Genomic DNA, 18,645 nt, shown 5'->3' on the forward strand with positions numbered 1-18,645 from the left:
GGTATAGAGTATTAGGGGTTTATTTCAAAATAGGTATATTAAAATAAAATACAGACCCTACTCCAAGAGTAGAATCAACCCAAATACTACCTCCTAACATTTCTGCATAAGCTTTACAAATAGCTAATCCCAATCCCGATCCTTCAAAAGCTCGAGCATCTAGAACATCAACTTGTTCGAATCTTTGAAATATGGCTTCAATTCTATTTTTAGGAATCCCTATTCCTTCATCTTTTACATAAAACTCTAAAAACTGTTGTTCTTTATAGCAGCCTATTTCAATCTCTCCTACGTCAGAATATTTTATGGCGTTTTTTATCAGATTAGTCAATATGGAATGGAGTTTATGTTTATCGGTTTGAATGATGTTTACATCTTCAGGGACTTGGTATAGCCATTCTAACTTGAGTCCTTTGTTTTCGACTTCTGGTTTAAAGAAACTATAAAGGACATCCATTTCATCATTAATATTTACTTCAGATTTGACTGTAAGCATTTGTCCTGTTTCTATTTTCGATATATCAATAAGATCATTAACGGTATCCAACATTCTGTCACCACTTCTCTTTATAATATCGATATACATCTTTTGCTCATCGCCAGTTAAATCTGGCTCTTTTAATAACTCCGTAAAACCTAAGATACCATTCATTGGGGTCCTAATCTCATGGCTCATATTGGCCAAAAATGAAGATTTCAAACGGTCAGACTCCTCCGCTTTTTCTTTTGCCTTTATAAGCTCTTTTTGGTTTTGGATTTCTTTTGTAATATCCTTTATTACAATTAAAAAACGGTTCTCAATGGGTACCATATAAAACTCACAAGTTTTCTTCTTTCTATTTTTAGTGTAGATATGCCATTTTTGCATTTCTATGTCCGATTTGGTATCAATTGCTTTTTGAATAGCTAGGTTCATAGATTCTTGAACATAAAGTCTGTATTCAAGGTTTGGGTAGGCTAATTCCCACCATTTCTGTGCTGAAGGTAGGTCTTTTATAGTGTATCCAAATATCTGAATGAATTTGTCGTTGACATACTCTACTTTTTCGTTAAAATCGGTTATCACCATTGGAATAGGTGATTTTTTAATGAACAATTCAAGGTTCGATTGGTTATTGTCAGCTTCTTGCTTGGCTAATTTAAGTTCAAGATTTTGAGTGATTAGTTTCTCTTCGTTTTCCTTTAATAATTCTTCGGCTTGTTTTAAATTTGTTATGTCCAATAAGGAAGTTACACTATTAGTGCTGTCAGGTATCATATCCACCACAACGAGTATATTCTTTATGTTTTTATGGTGATCTACAAAACGAAATTCATATTGAGATTGTGCTTTGTTTTTAGCATTTCTTCTTAGATGGTGTTGGTTTTGCATCATTTCTGAATCTTCAGAATGCACAAAATCAGACCATTTTTTTTTATTGATAATTTCAATTAAGGGAAGCCCGGAAAGTACTGAGAATTTTGTGTTGGCAAGTGTTATGACACCTTCGTTATTGATAATGCAAGTTGCGGTTCCCGTATTTTCAAAAACAGTTCTGTAAATTTCTTCACTCACTTCTAAAGTCTTTTGAAGTTCATGCTTTTCAGTTACATCTCTAACGGCAGCTATTCTAACTTTTTCTCCGTTATGCCTAACGTCTTTGGCTTCTATTTCGGCAAGAAAAAAAGTTCCATCCTTTTTCTTTATTGTTATGGTATATGGGTTTACTTGTTTTTGCTTTATTTTGGAGTAGACTAACTTCTTGTCTTGTTCATATGGAATATAATTAGATATCAGTTTTCCTACAGATTCATTAGCATTATATCCGAGCATTTTATAAAAAGATTCATTGGCATCTATTATAACTCCATCTTTGTGAACTAATATGCCCTCAAAGGTTGATTTAGCAAGAAACTTATATTTTTCCTCACTCTCATAAATAGCTTTTTCATGAAGTTTTTCTTTCGAGAGGTCTCTAACTATGGCTTGTATGATGGTTTTGTCTTCGGTTATGATATTTGATAAAGTAACAACAACAGGAAATACCTCACCATTATCTCTAATATGTTCCCATTCAAATTGAGTGAAACCCTCTTTCAAGGCGATATCGATGTTTTTTAAAGCTTTCTCTTTGGAATCAGAACCATCCTTTTGCTTTTTTGGTGAGATTTCCCAAGGGTTTTTATTTAAAAAATCATTTAGATTATTTAATCCAAACATTTTCAAAATCGCCATATTCCCTGAGCTAAACCTCATTGTTTCTACATCAATAGTCATGATGGCATCCTTAGAGGAGTTGAAAAGTGTACGGTATAAGTTTTCACTGTCTTTTAATGCCGTTTGTGATTTTCTCGTTTCACTAATATCTCTTATGGTTACGTAGTATAGGTTTGAGTTGAAGTTTAATCCCGATGAAATGGAAAGAGTTTTATTTTTATATGGAATTTCGTATTCAGCAACATTCTGGCCGAGAAACATCCTTTTTAGATTATTCAGTAATGCTCCAAGAGACTGAACAGAACCAAACTTTTTCGCTAACACAAATCCGCTTTTGCCAATGACTTGTTCTCTAGTCAAGTCTGTAATTTCTAAAAATGCAGGGTTTAGTTCTATTACTCTGAGATTTTTATTCACGATTAAAACACCATCTTTAGTACCTTTTAAAAGGCTTTTAAATTCAGTATTTTTTTCTAAAGATTTTGGTTCAAAGGTGATGAGTAAATAAGTTTTGCCGGCTTCTTTTAAATTTTTGACAATAAGTTTTCCAAAGCATGAGGGTTTGTTAGGACGATGTAGTTCTGTTTAATCGAGGGTTTGTGGCTTTATATGTTTATGGTCTATGAATTTGGACATCTTCATAGTGCTCAGTTCCTTTTCGTTCATTTGCATGAATGTTAAGGCTTCAATACTAGCTTGTTTGATAAGTAGACTGTCACTTTCTACAAGAAAAGCAGGAATAGGTAATACTTTGATGATGGCAGATTCCATAGTTATATAGTTCAGAGTATTGCCCTATAGGTTTTTATTTACCTAGTAGTTACGGGCTGATAAATCTTTTAACTCAAATATACGAAATATTATTGGAAGTTTTTATTGGTCATTCTACTTGATAAATACAAAAAAAGCCGTCCTTATAAAAAGAACGGCTTCTGATATAATATTTCGAATGATCTTATTTCAATTCATGAATCACCAATCCACTTCTGAGTTTTGGCTCAAACCAAGTTGTTTTTGGAGGCATGATATTATTAGTATCAGCAATATCGATTAATTGTTTCATGCTTACGGCATAAAGTGCAAAAGCAACTTCGTGATCACCACTGTCTACTCTTTTGCTCAACTCACCGAGTCCTCTAATTCCACCAACGAAATCGATTCTCTTACTGGTACGAAGGTCTTCAATTCCTAATAGTTTGTCTAAAACTAAATTGGAAAGGATAGTTACATCAAGGACGCCAATGGGGTCGTTATCATCATAAGTTCCTTCTTTGGCGGTCATGCTATACCATTTGCCATCTAAATACATGCTGAATTCATGTAATTTTGCAGGCTTATAAATTTCTGCACCTTCCTCTTTTACTTCGAAGTTCTCAGCTAATAATTTTAAGAAATCATCTTTGCTGTGACCATTTAAATCTTTAACCACGCGGTTATAATCAATAATTTTTAATTGATTATCTGGGAAATGAACAGCTAAGAAATAGTTGAATTCTTCTTCTCCTGTATAATCAGGATATGCTTTTCTTTTCTCAGCACCCACTAAAGCAGCAGCAGCTGTTCGGTGGTGACCATCAGCAACATAAGTAAAAGGAACTTTAGTAGAGAAAAGCTCTTCTAGTTTAGTATTGATTGCATCGTCAGTAATAGCCCAGAAATGGTGCCCAAAACCATCTTCAGCAGTGAAATCATAATCTGCTTCCTGATTTTTAACGATATCTGCTACGATAGTATCAATTTCTTCTACCGCTGGATAAGCAAAGAATACGGGCTCAATATTGGCTTCATTAATACGAACGTGAATCATTCTATCTTCTTCCTTGTCCGGACGAGTTAATTCGTGTTTCTTGATGATTCCATTTAAATAATCATCAACTGAAGCAGCGCCAACGATACCATATTGTGTACGCCCTTCCATGGTTTGCGCATATATATAGTATAATGGTTTGTCATCTTGAACCAGCCAGCCGTTTTCTTTAAATTTAGAATAATTCTCTACTGCTTTGTCATAAACTTCATCAGCATGAACATCGATACCTTCTGGGCAATCAATCTCACTCCTGGTGATGTGTAATAATGAGTATGGATTACCATCTGCCATTTGAGCAGCTTCTTGTGAGTTCATCACATCGTATGGTAAACTTGCTAATTGCTGAGCAATATCTTTTGTTGGGCGAAAGCCCTTGAATGGTTTAATAGTAGCCATTATAATTTATTTTTCAAGTTTTTAAATTACTATTCTTAATCTATTAGAGACTAAAAACAGGAGCATATCAGCTCACTTATTTTATTTAATAATCATTGGAGCTGTTCCCAGCTTCATAATTTCTAGCACTGGAAGAATGATGTTCTCTTTCTCTTTGTAAACTACCAATGAGTGCACCAATCATTTTGGTTAATTCCATCAAATGATTGCGGCTATTCTGCTCTTCATCTTCTGTAAAATATCCCGATTTATATGCAACAGCAGTATAGACAACGCAGCGTCGGATTGATGTTTTTGCATCTTTCAGGCAGTTTACAAAATGTGTTTTGTTTCTTGAGGAGCCTTCCGAAATTTTAGATGGTATTTCTAAAGAATCGATGATAAAGCTCTTCACCAAAGGATTAGATTCGGCATGAGGAAACATCTCTGTATTGATCTGAACCCAAGTATAATAATCTAAAGCCTTTTGATAGACACGAAGGTCTTCAAAGCGAAAGAATGATGGGGTAAAATCCTGATTTTCCATAATAGATATTTTAGTATTAGTGTATTTCAGTTGGTTTAGAAATGATTTTGTATTTCCCTTCTCTCCTAAATCTTCTCAGTGCTGATTATTAAATTAATTTACTTTGAAAGTGATATCACCATTCTCAATAAACGCTACAATTTGGTTAGCCCCAGCTACACCAGCATTAATATTGGCCTCTGCAGTTTGAGCACCCATTTTTTTAGGCGTAAAGAAGAATCTTCCTTCATACTTGGCTTCAAAATCTGCCTTGCAATCAGGAGCGATATCTGAAATATAAGTAAAATCAGCTCTTTCTTCCATAAGCTTCAATAACTCTTCCTCATGAATCACCTCTTTACGAGCAGTGTTCACAAGAGTGGCGCCTTCTGGCATGCTATTTAATAGCTCAAAGTTAATTGATTTTTTAGTCTTGTCATTGGCAGGAATATGAAGACTGATATATTGACACTCCGCATATAATTGCTCCATAGTATCAACAGCAATGACACCATCTTTTTCAATATCTACTTTATTTACAAATGGATCGAAAGCTTTCACAGTCATTCCAAATCCTTTAGCAATTTTAGCTACATATCTACCAACATTACCATAAGCATGGATACCAATAGTTTTGCCTTTTAACTCTGTTCCAGCTTTGCCGTTATATTGACCTCTAGCTTGAAAAACCATCATTCCTAATGCCAATTCAGCTACTGCATTTGAATTTTGACCAGGAGTGTTCATGGCCACAATGTTATTAGCAGTTGCAGCTGCCAAGTCAATATTGTCATATCCAGCACCAGCTCTAATAATGATTTTTAGGTTTTTGGCAGCGTCTAAAACTTCTTTGGTAGCTTTATCACTACGGATAATCATAGCATCAGCAGTTTTAGCTGCTTCAATTAATGCTTCCTGACCTTCATATTTTTCTAATAAAGCGAATTCGTATCCGGCTTTAATAACAACATCTTTAATTTGAGAAACAGCTGCAGGTGCAAAAGGTTTCTCAGTAGCAACTAATACTTTTGTCATAATGTATAATTTAAATTGAAACTGTCCTAAAAGTAAGTAAATTGATTTGTCAATGCTTTTTGCTTGCTTCATGCAAGAAATAACAACGAAAATTAATTTCGCTGAGTCTTCTTAATAAACTAACTTCAAGGACAGTTTGCAAATATTTATTAATGATTTTTTTCGAATTCAGCCATGACTTCTATAAGAGCTTTTACGCTTTCTTTTGGAAGTGCATTATAAGTAGAGGCTCTAAATCCACCAACATCACGGTGTCCTTTTAGGCCCATCATTCCTTTAGAGGTAGCTAAAGCAAGGAATTCTTTTTCAAACTCTTCGTAACCATCATTCATCACAAAGCAAATATTCATTAAAGAGCGATCTTCTTTATTTGGAACTGTTGATTTGAAACATTTGTTACGATCAATTTCATCATATAACCAACCTGCTTTTTCGATATTTATTTTTTCCATTCCTTCAACACCACCTTGTGCTTTTAACCAGCGTAAAGTTTGTAATGCGCTAAAGATAGGAAGTACTGGAGGCGTATTGAACATAGAATCTTTATCAATATGAGTTTGGTAGTTCATCATTGTTGGGATAGGACGGTCAACTTTACCTAAGATATCATTCTTAATGATAACGAAAGTAACACCAGAAGGGGCTAAGTTTTTCTGTGCACCACCATAGATCATATCGTATTTGCTCACATCGATCGGACGGCTAAAAATATCAGAAGACATATCAGCAATTAAAGGAACATTTACATCTAAATCTTCTCTAATTTCTGTACCATAAATGGTATTATTGGTTGTGATATGGAAATAATCAGCATCAGCAGGAATTTCATATCCTCTAGGAATATAGTTGAAGTTTTTATCTTTAGAACTAGCTACTTCAACAACCTCCCCAAATAATTTCGCTTCTTTAAGCGCTTTTGATGCCCAAGCTCCAGTGTTTAAATAAGCAGCTTTCTTATTTAATAAGTTATATGCTACCATTAAAAACTGAGTACTTGCGCCTCCACCTACGAATAACACTGAGTAGCCTTCAGGAATTTTCAATAATTCTTTAAAAAGATTCTGTGCTTCTTCAACAACAGCAATAAATTCTTTACTACGGTGAGAAATTTCTAAAACAGAAAGTCCTGTGTCTGAAAAATTTTGAATTCCCTTAATGGTCTCGTCAATAGTGTATTGAGGCAGGATTGATGGGCCTGCAAAAAAATTATGCTTCTTCATTTCTGTATGTTTTAATTGTTTATTCCTAATTATTTGCTACTTAAGTAGTCTATTGCAAATTTGACTCAAAAATAAGCTTTATCATTAATTAAATAATAAAATTGATGTTTTTTTTATTGATTCAAAATAACTAGTTTTGAATACTCGTAATTGGAGATTTAAGTGGGCTTATGGTGATACGATTTATAAAAAGGGTATTAGCAATATTTATTTTATTTGGTTTTGCTTCATGCGGCGGTGGGAAAATGGCTGCAGAGAACAAAGCCCTTATGACAAGAGTGACAGAGTTGGAGCATAGAATTTATGAGCTTACTGAGTCACCAGATCACATAGGGGAGTCTGTTTTGAAGGATGCAGAAATGCTGATGAACATCCCATATAAAGAGAATCTTGACTTAGCTTCAGATATGTTGACTACCTTTTTAAAAACCTATCCCAATAATATTCATGGCTATAAAATGGAGCTAAAGCTACAGCAAATCAACGATATGTATGATAAAACGGAGGGCTTGGTTTCCGGCATTTATGTTCCAGACAGCTTTAAAAAGGATAAAAATAAAGTAGATGACAGTACACCCAAAATTCAAGTTAGTGTTCAAATTGTTGAAAAGAGTTTGGGTTTTGTAAATGTAGAAATGAAAGTGCAGAATATTAGTGATCAGGCTTTGGCTAATATTTGGATAAAGGCTACCATGGTTAACTCGCAAGGAGAAAGTTACGGTATCACCCAAGACTTCTTTTTCAACCGCTTGAGTCCCTATGATTATAAAACAGAAGTCTTAAGTTGGGAATATGTAAAAGCAGATCATATAGCTGGAATTACTCTGTCCCAATTAAGATATAGTCTTAACCGTCAAACTCGTTTGCTCAAAAAGGAAGAATGCAAGATAGGGCAGGGGAATGTTAAAATTTTCTTAGAATTTTAGTTGCTAACCGAAATGTTTTTTATTCTGAACTAATTTCATTATTTTTGGAAAGAATGTTGATTAGTACCTATTTAGTATCGCAATAAATATTGGACTAAGCATCCATTTACCTGAATTTTACACCTAAAAACAAATGAAAACTATGCAAGAACAAAAAATAATCATCGAAACTGTGGGCACAGTGATGAAAAAAGAAGATTTGGTGTTTTTTGAGAACCCTAAAAATATTTTGGCATTTGAAACAGCCCATGCCTATCCCGGATATAATGGTATTGTTCCACAAAACTATAACCCTAATTCAATATTCTTAATCACTAAGGAACAATATCTAACGGAGGAGGTTTTTATTCACAGTCAGAACATTCGAAAAAGTGTAGAGTTTAAATTTAGCTCAGCTATAGCTTATGTGGAATACCAAAACAAGAAATACCCTGCCATTAGAATTAAAGATTTAAAAAACTATAGCTTCATACCGGAGTTGATAAGTGCCTATGTGGAATCTGGCATTGAGTTCGCCAAAAAGAAAAGCGTGAGTCCTTTCACTACTCTTATTCAAGTGAAAAAAGAGTTTTGTTTAGATCCAATAGAAAATGATTGCTATAAAGATAATTTCGATGCGAATATGTCTTATTTCGAAATACCAAACCATATGACTTGGGAACCATTTGAAAAGATCATTACTGACATGAAATATAATAATTCTGGGATGAATTATGATGCGGCTCTTTCTTTATTTTACAGAGCGAGCAAAGTGGTATTTGCTGTTCGTATTTTTAAGGAAGGTCTTACCAAAGAAGAATTATTTGGTCTTAAAGAACAGTTTTATAAGAGGTTGTAATTGAGACTTAAAATGCAATGATATCAAAGCAATTCTATATGGATTGCTTTTTTTTATGACATTTCATTAGCTTTGCAAAAAAATGACCCATTATGTTGTATTCTTTCTATGATTATTTCGATCCGTATTTAGCAAAATTCTATTCTTATTTGGGATTCTCCGATGAGACTAGTGAGGTTTATGCCAATTATAGTGAACTATTGATAGCCTTTGTTCTATCAGTGATTTTCTTTTATTTGGTTCGCTTTTTATTGAGAGTGGTATTGATTAAAGCCATCAGTAAAACTAAAAACCAATGGGATGATTTATTATTGAATCATAAGGTATTACATAAAGCCAGTTATTTGGCACCAGGTATTATCATGGATTATTCGGTAGACCATATATTAGCCAATCTTCCAGGTTTGCTTTCTGTGGTTAATTTAATGCTGGATATTTATTTTGCAATAGTAAGCGCCATGATCATTAACTCCATTATTGGAGTATTGGCACATATTGTAACTTTCCTTTCCAAGAATAAAAGATTGCCTATTAAAGGGATTTCTCAGGTCTTGAAAATTATAGTTTATATCATCACCACCATTGTTATCATTTCCTTTCTTTTGGGTAAAGAACCAGGAGCTATATTAGCTGGTTTGGGAGCGGCTTCTGCCATCATCATATTAATTTTTAAAGATGCCATCCTAGGTTTTGTGGGTGGAATTCAGCTCTCAGCTTTAGATATGGTAAAAGAAGGGGACTGGATTAGTCTGCCTAAGCATAATGCCGATGGAACTGTAATTGATATTTCGCTCACCACCGTTAAAGTTCAAAATTGGGATAAAACCATTTCTACCGTTCCTACTTATTCTTTGGTTTCTGAGTCGGTGAAAAATTGGCGAGGAATGGAGGAGTCTGGTGGAAGAAGAATTAAGCGTTCCATTAATATTGACATGACGACTGTGAAGTTTTGTGATCAAGAAATGATAGACAAGTTTAAAACTTATGACTATTTGGCTGATTATGTGGATAGCACAGAGAAGCAGTTGAAGGAGTATAACACGAAAGCCAAAATTAATTCTGGAGTTAAAGTAAATGGGCGCCGCCAGACCAACCTTGGTGTATTTAGAGCATATTTAGTACGCTATCTTAGAAATAAACCTGAGATTCATAATGATATGACTTTTATCGTGCGTCAGCTAGATCCTTCGGAAAAAGGTATTCCTATGGAAATCTATGTGTTTAGTCGCATACAATCTTGGGTAGAGTATGAAGCCATACAATCAGATATCTTTGATCATATTTTAGCAGCCATCCCAGAATTCGACCTTAGAGTTTTCCAAGAGCCTACAGGTTCTGATTTTAGAGGAGTCTTTAAAAATTAGAATTGATTATTATTCTTAAAACTAAGTTTATTTGTGGTTTTAGTGCTATGGTATCTGCTAATAATACATCGCTTCTATTTTGAACTACAAATAGAGGAGGGCTAATAAGAATCTATCCAAACTGTTGGTATTACAAGTGATTCAGGTAAAAAGAGTAAATCGAGAACCCTAAAAATAAAATTTGATTTCAATCAATTTTTTATAGCTTTGTTTAAACATTAACAAAGAAATATCAGCTTATGTTCAAGTGGTTTATTCTTCATCAATGGAAGTCGGCACGCCGCAGCAGTATTTGGCAAAAGAACCTAGGGTTAAACATCTTTATTGGTTTTTTATTAGTCATTTTGCTTTCCTATATTGTTATCTTAGGTATTTTCTTAGATCAGATTTTACTCGAAGTAGTAAAAGACAAAGACCCCGAAGCAGTGGCGAGTGGAGGTTTAATATATTACTTCCTGATTGTTTTTGTGATGCGGTTTTTTATGCAAACCATTCCTGCGATGCAAGCCATACCCTATTTGCATTTGCCCGTGAAACGCAGCTCCTTAGCTTCTTATCTCACCCTGTCTTCTATGACTAACTTTTTCAACTGGATGCCAGTTCTGATTTTCTTGCCCTTTACTTTAAAATGGGTGGCCGAATTTCATGGCATGCCCTCCGCTATGATTTGGTTTTTTGGAATACTATTTTTCGAATGGGCCTTGAATTTTAAGCTGATTTGGTTGAAAAGAAAAAGTACGGGGAAGCCTTGGTTAGGTTTTGTTTTAATAGCAATAATTACCAGTTTGTTCCTTCTCGATAACTATGATATTTTTTCTATCTCCAATATAAGTGAGTGGTTTTTTATGGGGCTTTTAGTTCAGCCTTTATATATCATTGTTCCTGTTGTGGCTCTTCTTTTCTGGTATTTTTATAATATCTTTTTTATTAAAAGCATTATATATGTGGAGGATCTTTCACAAAAAGAAAAATCTGATCATAGCTTAAGCGATTCTTTTGTAAAGCTTAAAGAATTTGGAGTAGTAGGGGAGTTGGTATTAAAAGAAGTTCGTTTATTATTTAGAAATAAACGCTCCAGAACGGTTCTATTCCTTATCCCCATGTTTTTATTATATGGTTTGATATTTTATCCCAATGAGATTTATAATACAAAATCGGGTTGGTTGGTGTTTGTGGGTTTATTTATCACGGGAGGTTTTTTAATGGCTTACGGACAGTATATTATGGCATGGGAAAGTGCGCATTTCGATTTCATATTGAGCTCTAAAACCAGCTTTTATGATTATTTTAAAGCCAAGTATTATTTAATGGTGATAGTTTCTGTGGTATTATATTTCTTCACCATCCCCTATATTTATTTCGGAATGGAGATTTTCTATTTAAATATCGCCGCACTTATTTATAATATTGGCGTGAATGCGCTATTGCTGCTATATACGGCTTCGTATAATAAAAAGCGAATGGATTTAAGCAAAGGAGCTATGATGAACTATCAAGGCGTGGGCATCAATAATTTTCTGATTGTTCTTCCCTTATTAATTATCCCCATGCTTATTTATGCGCCCATTAAAGCCTTTTTTGGATACGAAGTAGGCGTTATGTTTTTGAGTCTACTTGGAATTCTAGGAATGATTTTCCATAAATATTTTATCAACTTAGCTGTAAAACATTTCCAAGAGAAAAGATATGGAATTGCAGAAGGTTATCGTCAATAATTTAAAAATACAAGTGATGTTGAATATTAAACAAATATCAAAAGAATATAGTGGTGAAACTGTTTTAAACATTCCACAATTAGAAATTAAAAAAGGGGAGAGCTTTGGCTTAGTTGGTAATAATGGAGCAGGTAAAACTACCCTTTTTAGATTAATCCTCGATTTAATCAAAGCGCATACAGGCGAAATTTATTCCAAAGATACTAGTGTGGCAGGTTCTGAACATTGGAAAGCTTATACTGGTTCCTATTTAGATGAGGGTTTTCTTATCGATTTCCTTACTGCTGAAGAGTATTTTGAGTTTGTGGGTGCTATCAATGGATTGAGCAAAGGAGATATTGAAGATTTCATGAAGGGTTTTGAACCATTTTTCGATGGGGAAGTTTTAGGCAAAAAGAAGTATATCAGGGATTTCTCCAAAGGAAATCAGAAAAAGATAGGCATCACCGCAGCTATTATGACACAGCCGGAAGTTTTGATTCTAGATGAGCCTTTTTCTAATTTGGACCCTAGTACTCAAATCCGTTTGAAAAAGCTTTTACGTAGTATGCAAGAAGACCAGAAAGTAACTATGCTCATTTCTAGTCACGATTTAAACCACGTGACCGAAGTATGTGATAGAATAGTAGTTTTAGATAAAGGAGAACTGGTTCATGATATTAAAACCAGTGAATCTACTTTGAAAGATTTAGAGTCTTATTTTTCGGTGGAGTAGGAGTTGTTAAGACAACTTCATATTCCCTTGACTAGCGCTTTTGAGCTTTAGTTTAGTAATGACTTTCTTGGTGTATTCTGGGAATTGACCGCGCATCATCCAATCATAATAGCTAGGTTCTGTTTTGAATACCTCTGCTACTAATCTGCCTTTATGTTTTCCGAAATTGATGATTTCTTCGTCATTATCATTTAGAACAATATGGCCTATTAAATCCACATTTCTATTCACAGTGGAGAATTCGCTTAAGGCTTTCACATTGTTTACTACAGGAGTGCTTACATTTCCTTTTTTATCGGTGAATTCTACTCCTTCGTACTTGTCGAGCATGGCTTCCATAATCTCAAAAGTTGCAATGGTATCTGCTTCGGCACTATGTGCATTTATAAGTTCTTTTTCACAATAGAATTTATAGGCAGCCACCAATGTTCTTTGTTCCATTTTATGGAAGACATTTTGAACGTCCACCAAATATCTGTTCTCTACATCGAAGTCAACACCGGCACGCAGAAATTCTTCAGCTAGAAGAGGAATGTCAAATCTATTGGAGTTATAACCAGCCAAATCACAGTTTTTGAGGAATGCATCTAGGCTTTTGGCTAAAGCTTTAAAGTTAGGTTCATCTTTTACATCTTCATCATAAATACCATGAATCTCTGATGTTTCAACAGGGATGGGCATCTCAGGATTTACTCTTCGGGTTTTAATTTCCTTTTTTCCGTCGGGATGAATCTTTACGATACTGATTTCTACTATTCTATCAGTTGCCACTTTTATTCCTGTGGTTTCTAAATCTAAAAAGGCTATTGGTCTTTTTAATTTCAACTCCATTGTGCTATTTTTTTTGGCAAAGTTAGTGAATAATACCCATTGTATAACACCAGCTCTAAGCCATTTTATCTGCGATTACTACAAATTACAAACTAACTTGTCTTTAATATTTTTCAGAAATTCAGTATGTTTTTTAGCTATCATGTTATTATAAACTTAACTTTATAGACAATAGTGAGATTAACTAATCAGTGATGAATTTCTTCATTACACAGCATTCTATGCGATGATTTTTTTTACTGTTCGATTTTATTATTGATTTTAAAGAAGTTCTATAAATATTGTATACTTTTGCGCGCTTGTTTAGTGACAAGATAAAATGAATCAAATAAAAGAAGTAGAAGATGGCATCGAATTGGAAAGATATAGCAAAGGATAAGCAAATTGCTTTTAAGAAGAGTCTCGGATTTACTAAATCTGGTACATATGGTAAGAAGAACAAGGAGTATGAAAACTTTTTACATGATTCTGATGCCCAAAAAGGAGGAAATTTTTACTGTCATAATAACCCAAAAGAGTGGCAAGCTTTAAGAGAGTGGGCCAAGGAGAATAAAGGAGAACGAGTTAACTTTGTGAGCTCCGATATGGTGAACTTAGTAGATAGTAAGCATATCCCTTATAATTTCATTTTTCCATTGGAGAAACTGCGCAATGAGCAGCCCGATTTAGTGAATACTTTCCTCGAAACCTTGTTTTCTAATAAGATTCAAGTGGATAAAGTAAATCGCATCAAGATCGACTTTGCTTCTGATATGAAGAAACATGAATTATTGGATGATAATACCAGTTTTGATGCTTATATAGAATATGAAAGCGGAGAAAGTAAATGTGCTTTAGGAATTGGATTTAAATATGCCGAGAAATCTTATCCTTATGATAAACGAGAAAAAGCCAGGATGTTCGAACAAGAGGATTCTATCTACCATGTATTAACTAGAGATAGTTATTTCTTTGTAACTGAAAAAGTAAACGAGTTACGGACAGATCAGTTGAAGCAGTTGTGGAGAAACCATTTGCTAGGATTAAAACTAGCTGCCAATAAGCAATTAAACGATTTCCGTTCAGTCCATATTTATCCTGAAGGCAATACCTACCAGGCTGAAGCTTCTGAGAAGTATACTACATGTCTCAGAGAATCAAAAAGAGATTATTTCTTTCCTATCACCTTTGAGAAATTCATTATTACTGCCGAAAATGTATTTGGTAGTTTAGAAGGACAGGAGTGGATTGAATATTTGAAAGCACGTTATTAATGGTGTGTCGCTAACAGGTTGTTCACTAGTTGTTTATATGCCCTATTTTAAGTTTGTCAATCTTGAAGAATTAAACAAGAAATGAGTGGGGAGATAGATCATGACTGTTAGTCAAGGCAAAAATGGTTTAGATTTTCACAATCTTTATTGATCCAGTTTATAGTAAAGTCAGGTTTATTGCTGAGCTGTTACTAAACCCAAACTAAAAATACCATACGAGCAATATAAAGATAAATCAATAGTCCCATAATATCGTTCACAGTGGTGATAAATGGACCTGTAGCTAAGGCGGGATCTATTTCAAATTTATTTAAAAGCATGGGTACTAGGGTGCCAAAAAGAGAGGCAAATATGATGACTATAAACAGTGCAATACTTACAGAAATAGTTAAGGGGAATGAGTCGTGGAAGAAATAACTGTAGGTGAATATTAACATAGAAAGGATAATTCCATTAACAAAGGATACTGCTAATTCTTTGACCAGTTTTTTTGCTATGCTATCGATTCCCATATCGCCAGATGCAATTCCTTGTACTATGATAGAAGAAGATTGTACTCCAGCATTACCACCCATTGCGGCAATGAGAGGAAGGAATAAAGCTAGGCCAGCATATTTTGCAATATCGCCCTCAAAATGACCAATAACTCCTGCTCCAATAATTCCGCCAAAGAGTCCTATGAGTAGCCAAGGAAAACGAGCACGTGTCAAACGATAAACACTATCGCTAGACTCCACATCATCGGTCAAACCAGAAATCATCTGGTAATCTTTTTCTGCTTCTTCTTTAATGACATCCACCACATCATCAATGGTAATTCTACCCATTAACTCTCCAGTCTTGTTAACAACTGGCAATGCTACCAAGTCATACTTCTGCATCATCAAAGCAACCTCCTCCGATTTTTCATCTAATTGGGCGCTGATGATATCGGTATTACAAATGTCTTTGGCTTTAGTTTGAGCTGAAGCAATTAATAGAGATTTTAAGGATAGCGTACCTATTAATATATTGGCATCATCAACTACATAAATATAGTATACATCGTGAACTTCTTCGGCTTGTTTTCTAAGCTCTACCAAACACTGACGAACTGTAGATTCCTGATTAACCAAGAATAACTCTTTGGCCATTAGTCCTCCAGCACTGTCTTCGTCATAGCTTAAAAGCTCCTTAATGTCTTCAATTTGCTCTTCATCTTTCATGTGATAAAGAACACGCTCCTGCTTTTCTTCTGGTAATTCCTGGATTAGGTCGGCTGCATCATCGGAATCCATGTTCTCGATAAAACGCTTGGCAAGAATACTAGCAGGGAAGGCTTTTAAGAACTTCTTTCTATCATCCTCTTCTAATTCTGCTAAAACATCAGCTGCTACTTCTTGCTCATGCAGCAAGAATGTAAATTTAGCTTCATCAATATTAAGTTCCTCGTATATCTCTGCAATATCAGCAGGATGAAGATCTTCCAACATGGCAATGATTTGATCTTTTTGCTCAAATTCAATGTTTTGCTGAAGTTCCTCAATAAATTCTCGAGTCAACTCAAATTGTTCGTATGTATTGTTTTCTCCCATTAAAGCAAAATTAATATTATTTATGAGTTTTACAGCTTATTTTGGTGAATTCTAAATAAAGAAAAACTAGTTTTAGTATTCTATCAGGGCGCTTATGCTTTTTCTAAGTGGCTTTGATTCACATAATGAGGAAAAAATGAAATTAGTATTAGATTATCCCCTCATCTCTCAATATATCATATACTATTTCTTTACGGATTCTAGTATCTGGATATCCGTTAATAATAATAGCATACAAATTAGCATTCGGTTCTGCTTTATTGGTAACAATATCAGGTTGAGGTGGGAGGCTTGTTATTATTGGTCTAGGCAATTGCGATATAGAGGTATAGCTCGTTTCCAAATCGAATGGATAGAATTTTTTATTTTGTATCTGATAATTGCCACTAGCTGCATCAATAATAATATAGCGGCATTGATGGGCCCAATTAGCAAAAGGCCAATCGTCAACAAAACAAATCCAATTATTGGCATATAACAGATTAACACTGGTATTATCCCATAATGAAATAGTAGTTTGATTAGATACTGGAGCTTGGGAGATATAAACATCAATTTTATTGAGTTCTTGATCCAGTATTTGGTTTAACACCAAGTTAATAGCTTGTTGTTGTGTGAATTGTGCTTTCAGGTTTATTGAAATGAAACTAAAAAAGCTCATAAATAAAATTAAGGATAGTTTTTTCATAATACGTTTTTTTTATTGTTTAATAATTTGAATAGTATTTGGCGTTTTATGGTCGTTTAAAATTTTTATAATATAAGCCCCAGGTTTGCAATTATTCCCATTTTGGTCTTTTCCATTCCAGAGGATGCTTTGTTTTCCGGCAGTATATTTTTTCTCTAATTGCCATACTAGTTCTCCTTTTAGGTTAAATATTTCCAATAAAACCAAAGAGGCTTTTTCCAGCGTAAAATGAATTTGGGTTTGTTCGGTAAAAGGATTGGGATTTGCTGATAATGAAGATTTGTTTATATTGATATTGTTTATTGCCGCTATTGGGTTTTCAATAAAATTCCCTTCACCATCGTTAAACAATATTTCTAAATTGTCTGATACTATCTCATCCACTGTTTTTACACAAATAATATCCTGAAATCCATTACCATCCATATCGGCACAAAAGAAACTTCTCCATTGCTCTTCAGGATTAGCTGCTGGCAATGCTATAAATTGCGAATCGGCCAATTGAAAATTGCCCTGATTATAATAAATCACATAGCCCGTTTTATCTAATAATTCAAACACCACATCTTGATATTCATTATTATTTATATCGCAAATCTGGAATTCTGAAGATTGAAAATATCCTACAAACTCTTCTTGAACTTCTAAATTATTATTTTCAATATTTTTATAAAAATCAAGTAGGGTAACAGGAGTTCCACCAAATGTGATAATATCATTTTCTCCATCAAGGTCAAAATCAACAATCTTGGCAGCATGCTTCCAACTACTTCCTTCTTCAAGTGTTATATTTTCGAAACCATTCACAGTGCTAAAAAAAACTTCAACACTTTGTCTGATTAAAACAATATCGGCCCTACCATCGCTATTGATATCTCCACAATCAATGGAATTTGGATATGCACCTTCCGTTTCATAATATTCGGGTGCAGAGAAATTGCCAATGCCATCATTATATAATACTCCCCAAAACTGGCCATGGTTAGATGTGATAGCCAAATCTACATGACCATCACCATTTATATCGCCATAGTCAATATCGGAAATAGGCTCATGGGTGTTTAAAGCAAAGTCCTGATAGCTATTATACTCACCACCTGAGTTATAAAGTACTCTTATAAACATTTCTGAGATTTCTTCAGAAGCATCTATTCCCAAGCCAATAATATCTGGAAAATCATCATTATCAACATCAGCTAAAATAATATTGTATTGATAGGCGTAAAAATCTTTAATAGTATCGCTAATACTAAATTCTCCACTTTGCATATTGTCTAGCACTGTTATTACTGGGCTATCGAGCAACCAATATATTCTATGGCCTACAATAATATCATTATCACCATCTAAATCGATATCACCAGCCATTGTGCTAAAAGCTAAGATTGGAATATTATATTTGCTTTTATTTCTGTCGGAAGTAAAAGAAACGAAAACAAGGGCGAGTAAAAAGAAGAGATACTTTTTCATCTGGATAAATTAGTTCTTGTAAAGATATAAATATATGCTCAATAAGTATAGTAGGTAAAAATTTGCTAAACATTATATAAAAAACGAAACATACCATATTGATAATTA

Annotated in this window: 16 protein-coding genes; 6 read left to right on the forward strand and 10 right to left on the reverse strand. The window is 34.1% G+C overall.

The window, feature by feature from the left end; translation table 11 throughout:
- Positions 1–19: 19 nt before the first annotated feature.
- The 6 genes from HNS38_RS03940 to serC all read right to left on the reverse strand — a co-directional run bounded on the left by HNS38_RS03940 (position 20) and on the right by serC (position 7,163).
- Positions 20–2,737, reverse strand: coding sequence for a PAS domain S-box protein (locus HNS38_RS03940; protein WP_371823810.1), 2,718 nt, complete (start codon positions 2,735–2,737; stop codon positions 20–22).
- Between the two features lie 45 nt (positions 2,738–2,782).
- A complete protein-coding gene (locus HNS38_RS03945; RefSeq protein ID WP_172282506.1) occupies positions 2,783–2,968 on the reverse strand; it encodes a hypothetical protein in 186 nt (61 codons plus the stop codon).
- 184 nt (positions 2,969–3,152) lie between these two features.
- The gene (locus tag HNS38_RS03950; RefSeq protein ID WP_172282503.1) at positions 3,153–4,403 is read right to left on the reverse strand and encodes a DUF1015 domain-containing protein; all 1,251 of its coding nucleotides are present in this window, start codon (positions 4,401–4,403) and stop codon (positions 3,153–3,155) included.
- Positions 4,404–4,488: 85 nt separating this feature from the next.
- Positions 4,489–4,929, reverse strand: a complete 441-nt coding sequence (locus tag HNS38_RS03955; protein ID WP_172282501.1) for a four helix bundle protein — start codon at positions 4,927–4,929, stop codon at positions 4,489–4,491.
- A gap of 93 nt (positions 4,930–5,022) precedes the next feature.
- Positions 5,023–5,943, reverse strand: coding sequence for an NAD(P)-dependent oxidoreductase (locus HNS38_RS03960; protein WP_172282499.1), 921 nt, complete (start codon positions 5,941–5,943; stop codon positions 5,023–5,025).
- 149 nt (positions 5,944–6,092) lie between these two features.
- Positions 6,093–7,163 (reverse strand): 3-phosphoserine/phosphohydroxythreonine transaminase, encoded by a 1,071-nt coding sequence (gene serC / locus HNS38_RS03965; protein WP_172282496.1) that lies wholly within the window; start codon positions 7,161–7,163, stop codon positions 6,093–6,095.
- A 173-nt stretch (positions 7,164–7,336) separates the two neighbouring features.
- Here serC and HNS38_RS03970 point away from each other — a divergent pair, with 173 nt between their 5' ends.
- The 5 genes from HNS38_RS03970 (at position 7,337) to HNS38_RS03990 (ending at position 12,721) form a co-directional block, all read left to right on the forward strand.
- Entirely contained in the window at positions 7,337–8,089 is a 753-nt protein-coding gene (locus tag HNS38_RS03970; RefSeq protein ID WP_216663630.1) for a hypothetical protein, read from the forward strand.
- Positions 8,090–8,231: 142 nt separating this feature from the next.
- Complete coding sequence (locus HNS38_RS03975; RefSeq protein ID WP_172282492.1) at positions 8,232–8,927, forward strand: hypothetical protein; 696 nt, start codon at positions 8,232–8,234, stop codon at positions 8,925–8,927.
- 92 nt (positions 8,928–9,019) lie between these two features.
- Positions 9,020–10,291, forward strand: coding sequence for a mechanosensitive ion channel family protein (locus tag HNS38_RS03980; protein WP_172282490.1), 1,272 nt, complete (start codon positions 9,020–9,022; stop codon positions 10,289–10,291).
- Between the two features lie 239 nt (positions 10,292–10,530).
- Positions 10,531–12,006 (forward strand): DUF5687 family protein, encoded by a 1,476-nt coding sequence (locus tag HNS38_RS03985; RefSeq protein WP_172282488.1) that lies wholly within the window; start codon positions 10,531–10,533, stop codon positions 12,004–12,006.
- The gene (locus HNS38_RS03990) at positions 11,978–12,721 is read left to right on the forward strand and encodes an ABC transporter ATP-binding protein (protein ID WP_371742949.1); all 744 of its coding nucleotides are present in this window, start codon (positions 11,978–11,980) and stop codon (positions 12,719–12,721) included. The genes HNS38_RS03985 and HNS38_RS03990 overlap by 29 nt, the downstream gene beginning before the upstream one ends.
- Positions 12,722–12,727: 6 nt before the next feature.
- On the opposite strand, the gene HNS38_RS03995 is transcribed toward HNS38_RS03990, so the two are convergent.
- Positions 12,728–13,552, reverse strand: a complete 825-nt coding sequence (locus HNS38_RS03995; RefSeq protein ID WP_172282486.1) for a 3'-5' exonuclease — start codon at positions 13,550–13,552, stop codon at positions 12,728–12,730.
- A 344-nt stretch (positions 13,553–13,896) separates the two neighbouring features.
- Here HNS38_RS03995 and HNS38_RS04000 point away from each other — a divergent pair, with 344 nt between their 5' ends.
- A complete protein-coding gene (locus tag HNS38_RS04000; RefSeq protein ID WP_172282484.1) occupies positions 13,897–14,805 on the forward strand; it encodes a hypothetical protein in 909 nt (302 codons plus the stop codon).
- Positions 14,806–14,996: 191 nt separating this feature from the next.
- Here the strand turns inward: HNS38_RS04000 and mgtE are convergent, their stop codons facing one another.
- From mgtE to HNS38_RS04015, 3 genes are all read right to left on the reverse strand, one after another.
- A complete protein-coding gene (gene mgtE, locus HNS38_RS04005) occupies positions 14,997–16,379 on the reverse strand; it encodes a magnesium transporter (protein WP_172282482.1) in 1,383 nt (460 codons plus the stop codon).
- Positions 16,380–16,527: 148 nt separating this feature from the next.
- Positions 16,528–17,067: a hypothetical protein gene (locus tag HNS38_RS04010; protein WP_172282480.1), complete on the reverse strand. Its 540-nt coding sequence runs from the start codon at positions 17,065–17,067 to the stop codon at positions 16,528–16,530.
- A gap of 12 nt (positions 17,068–17,079) precedes the next feature.
- A complete protein-coding gene (locus HNS38_RS04015; RefSeq protein WP_172282478.1) occupies positions 17,080–18,537 on the reverse strand; it encodes an FG-GAP-like repeat-containing protein in 1,458 nt (485 codons plus the stop codon).
- Between the last annotated feature and the right edge of the window lie 108 nt (positions 18,538–18,645).

It is taken from the genome of Lentimicrobium sp. L6, from assembly GCF_013166655.1.
GTDB lineage: Bacteria > Bacteroidota > Bacteroidia > Bacteroidales > UBA12170 > UBA12170.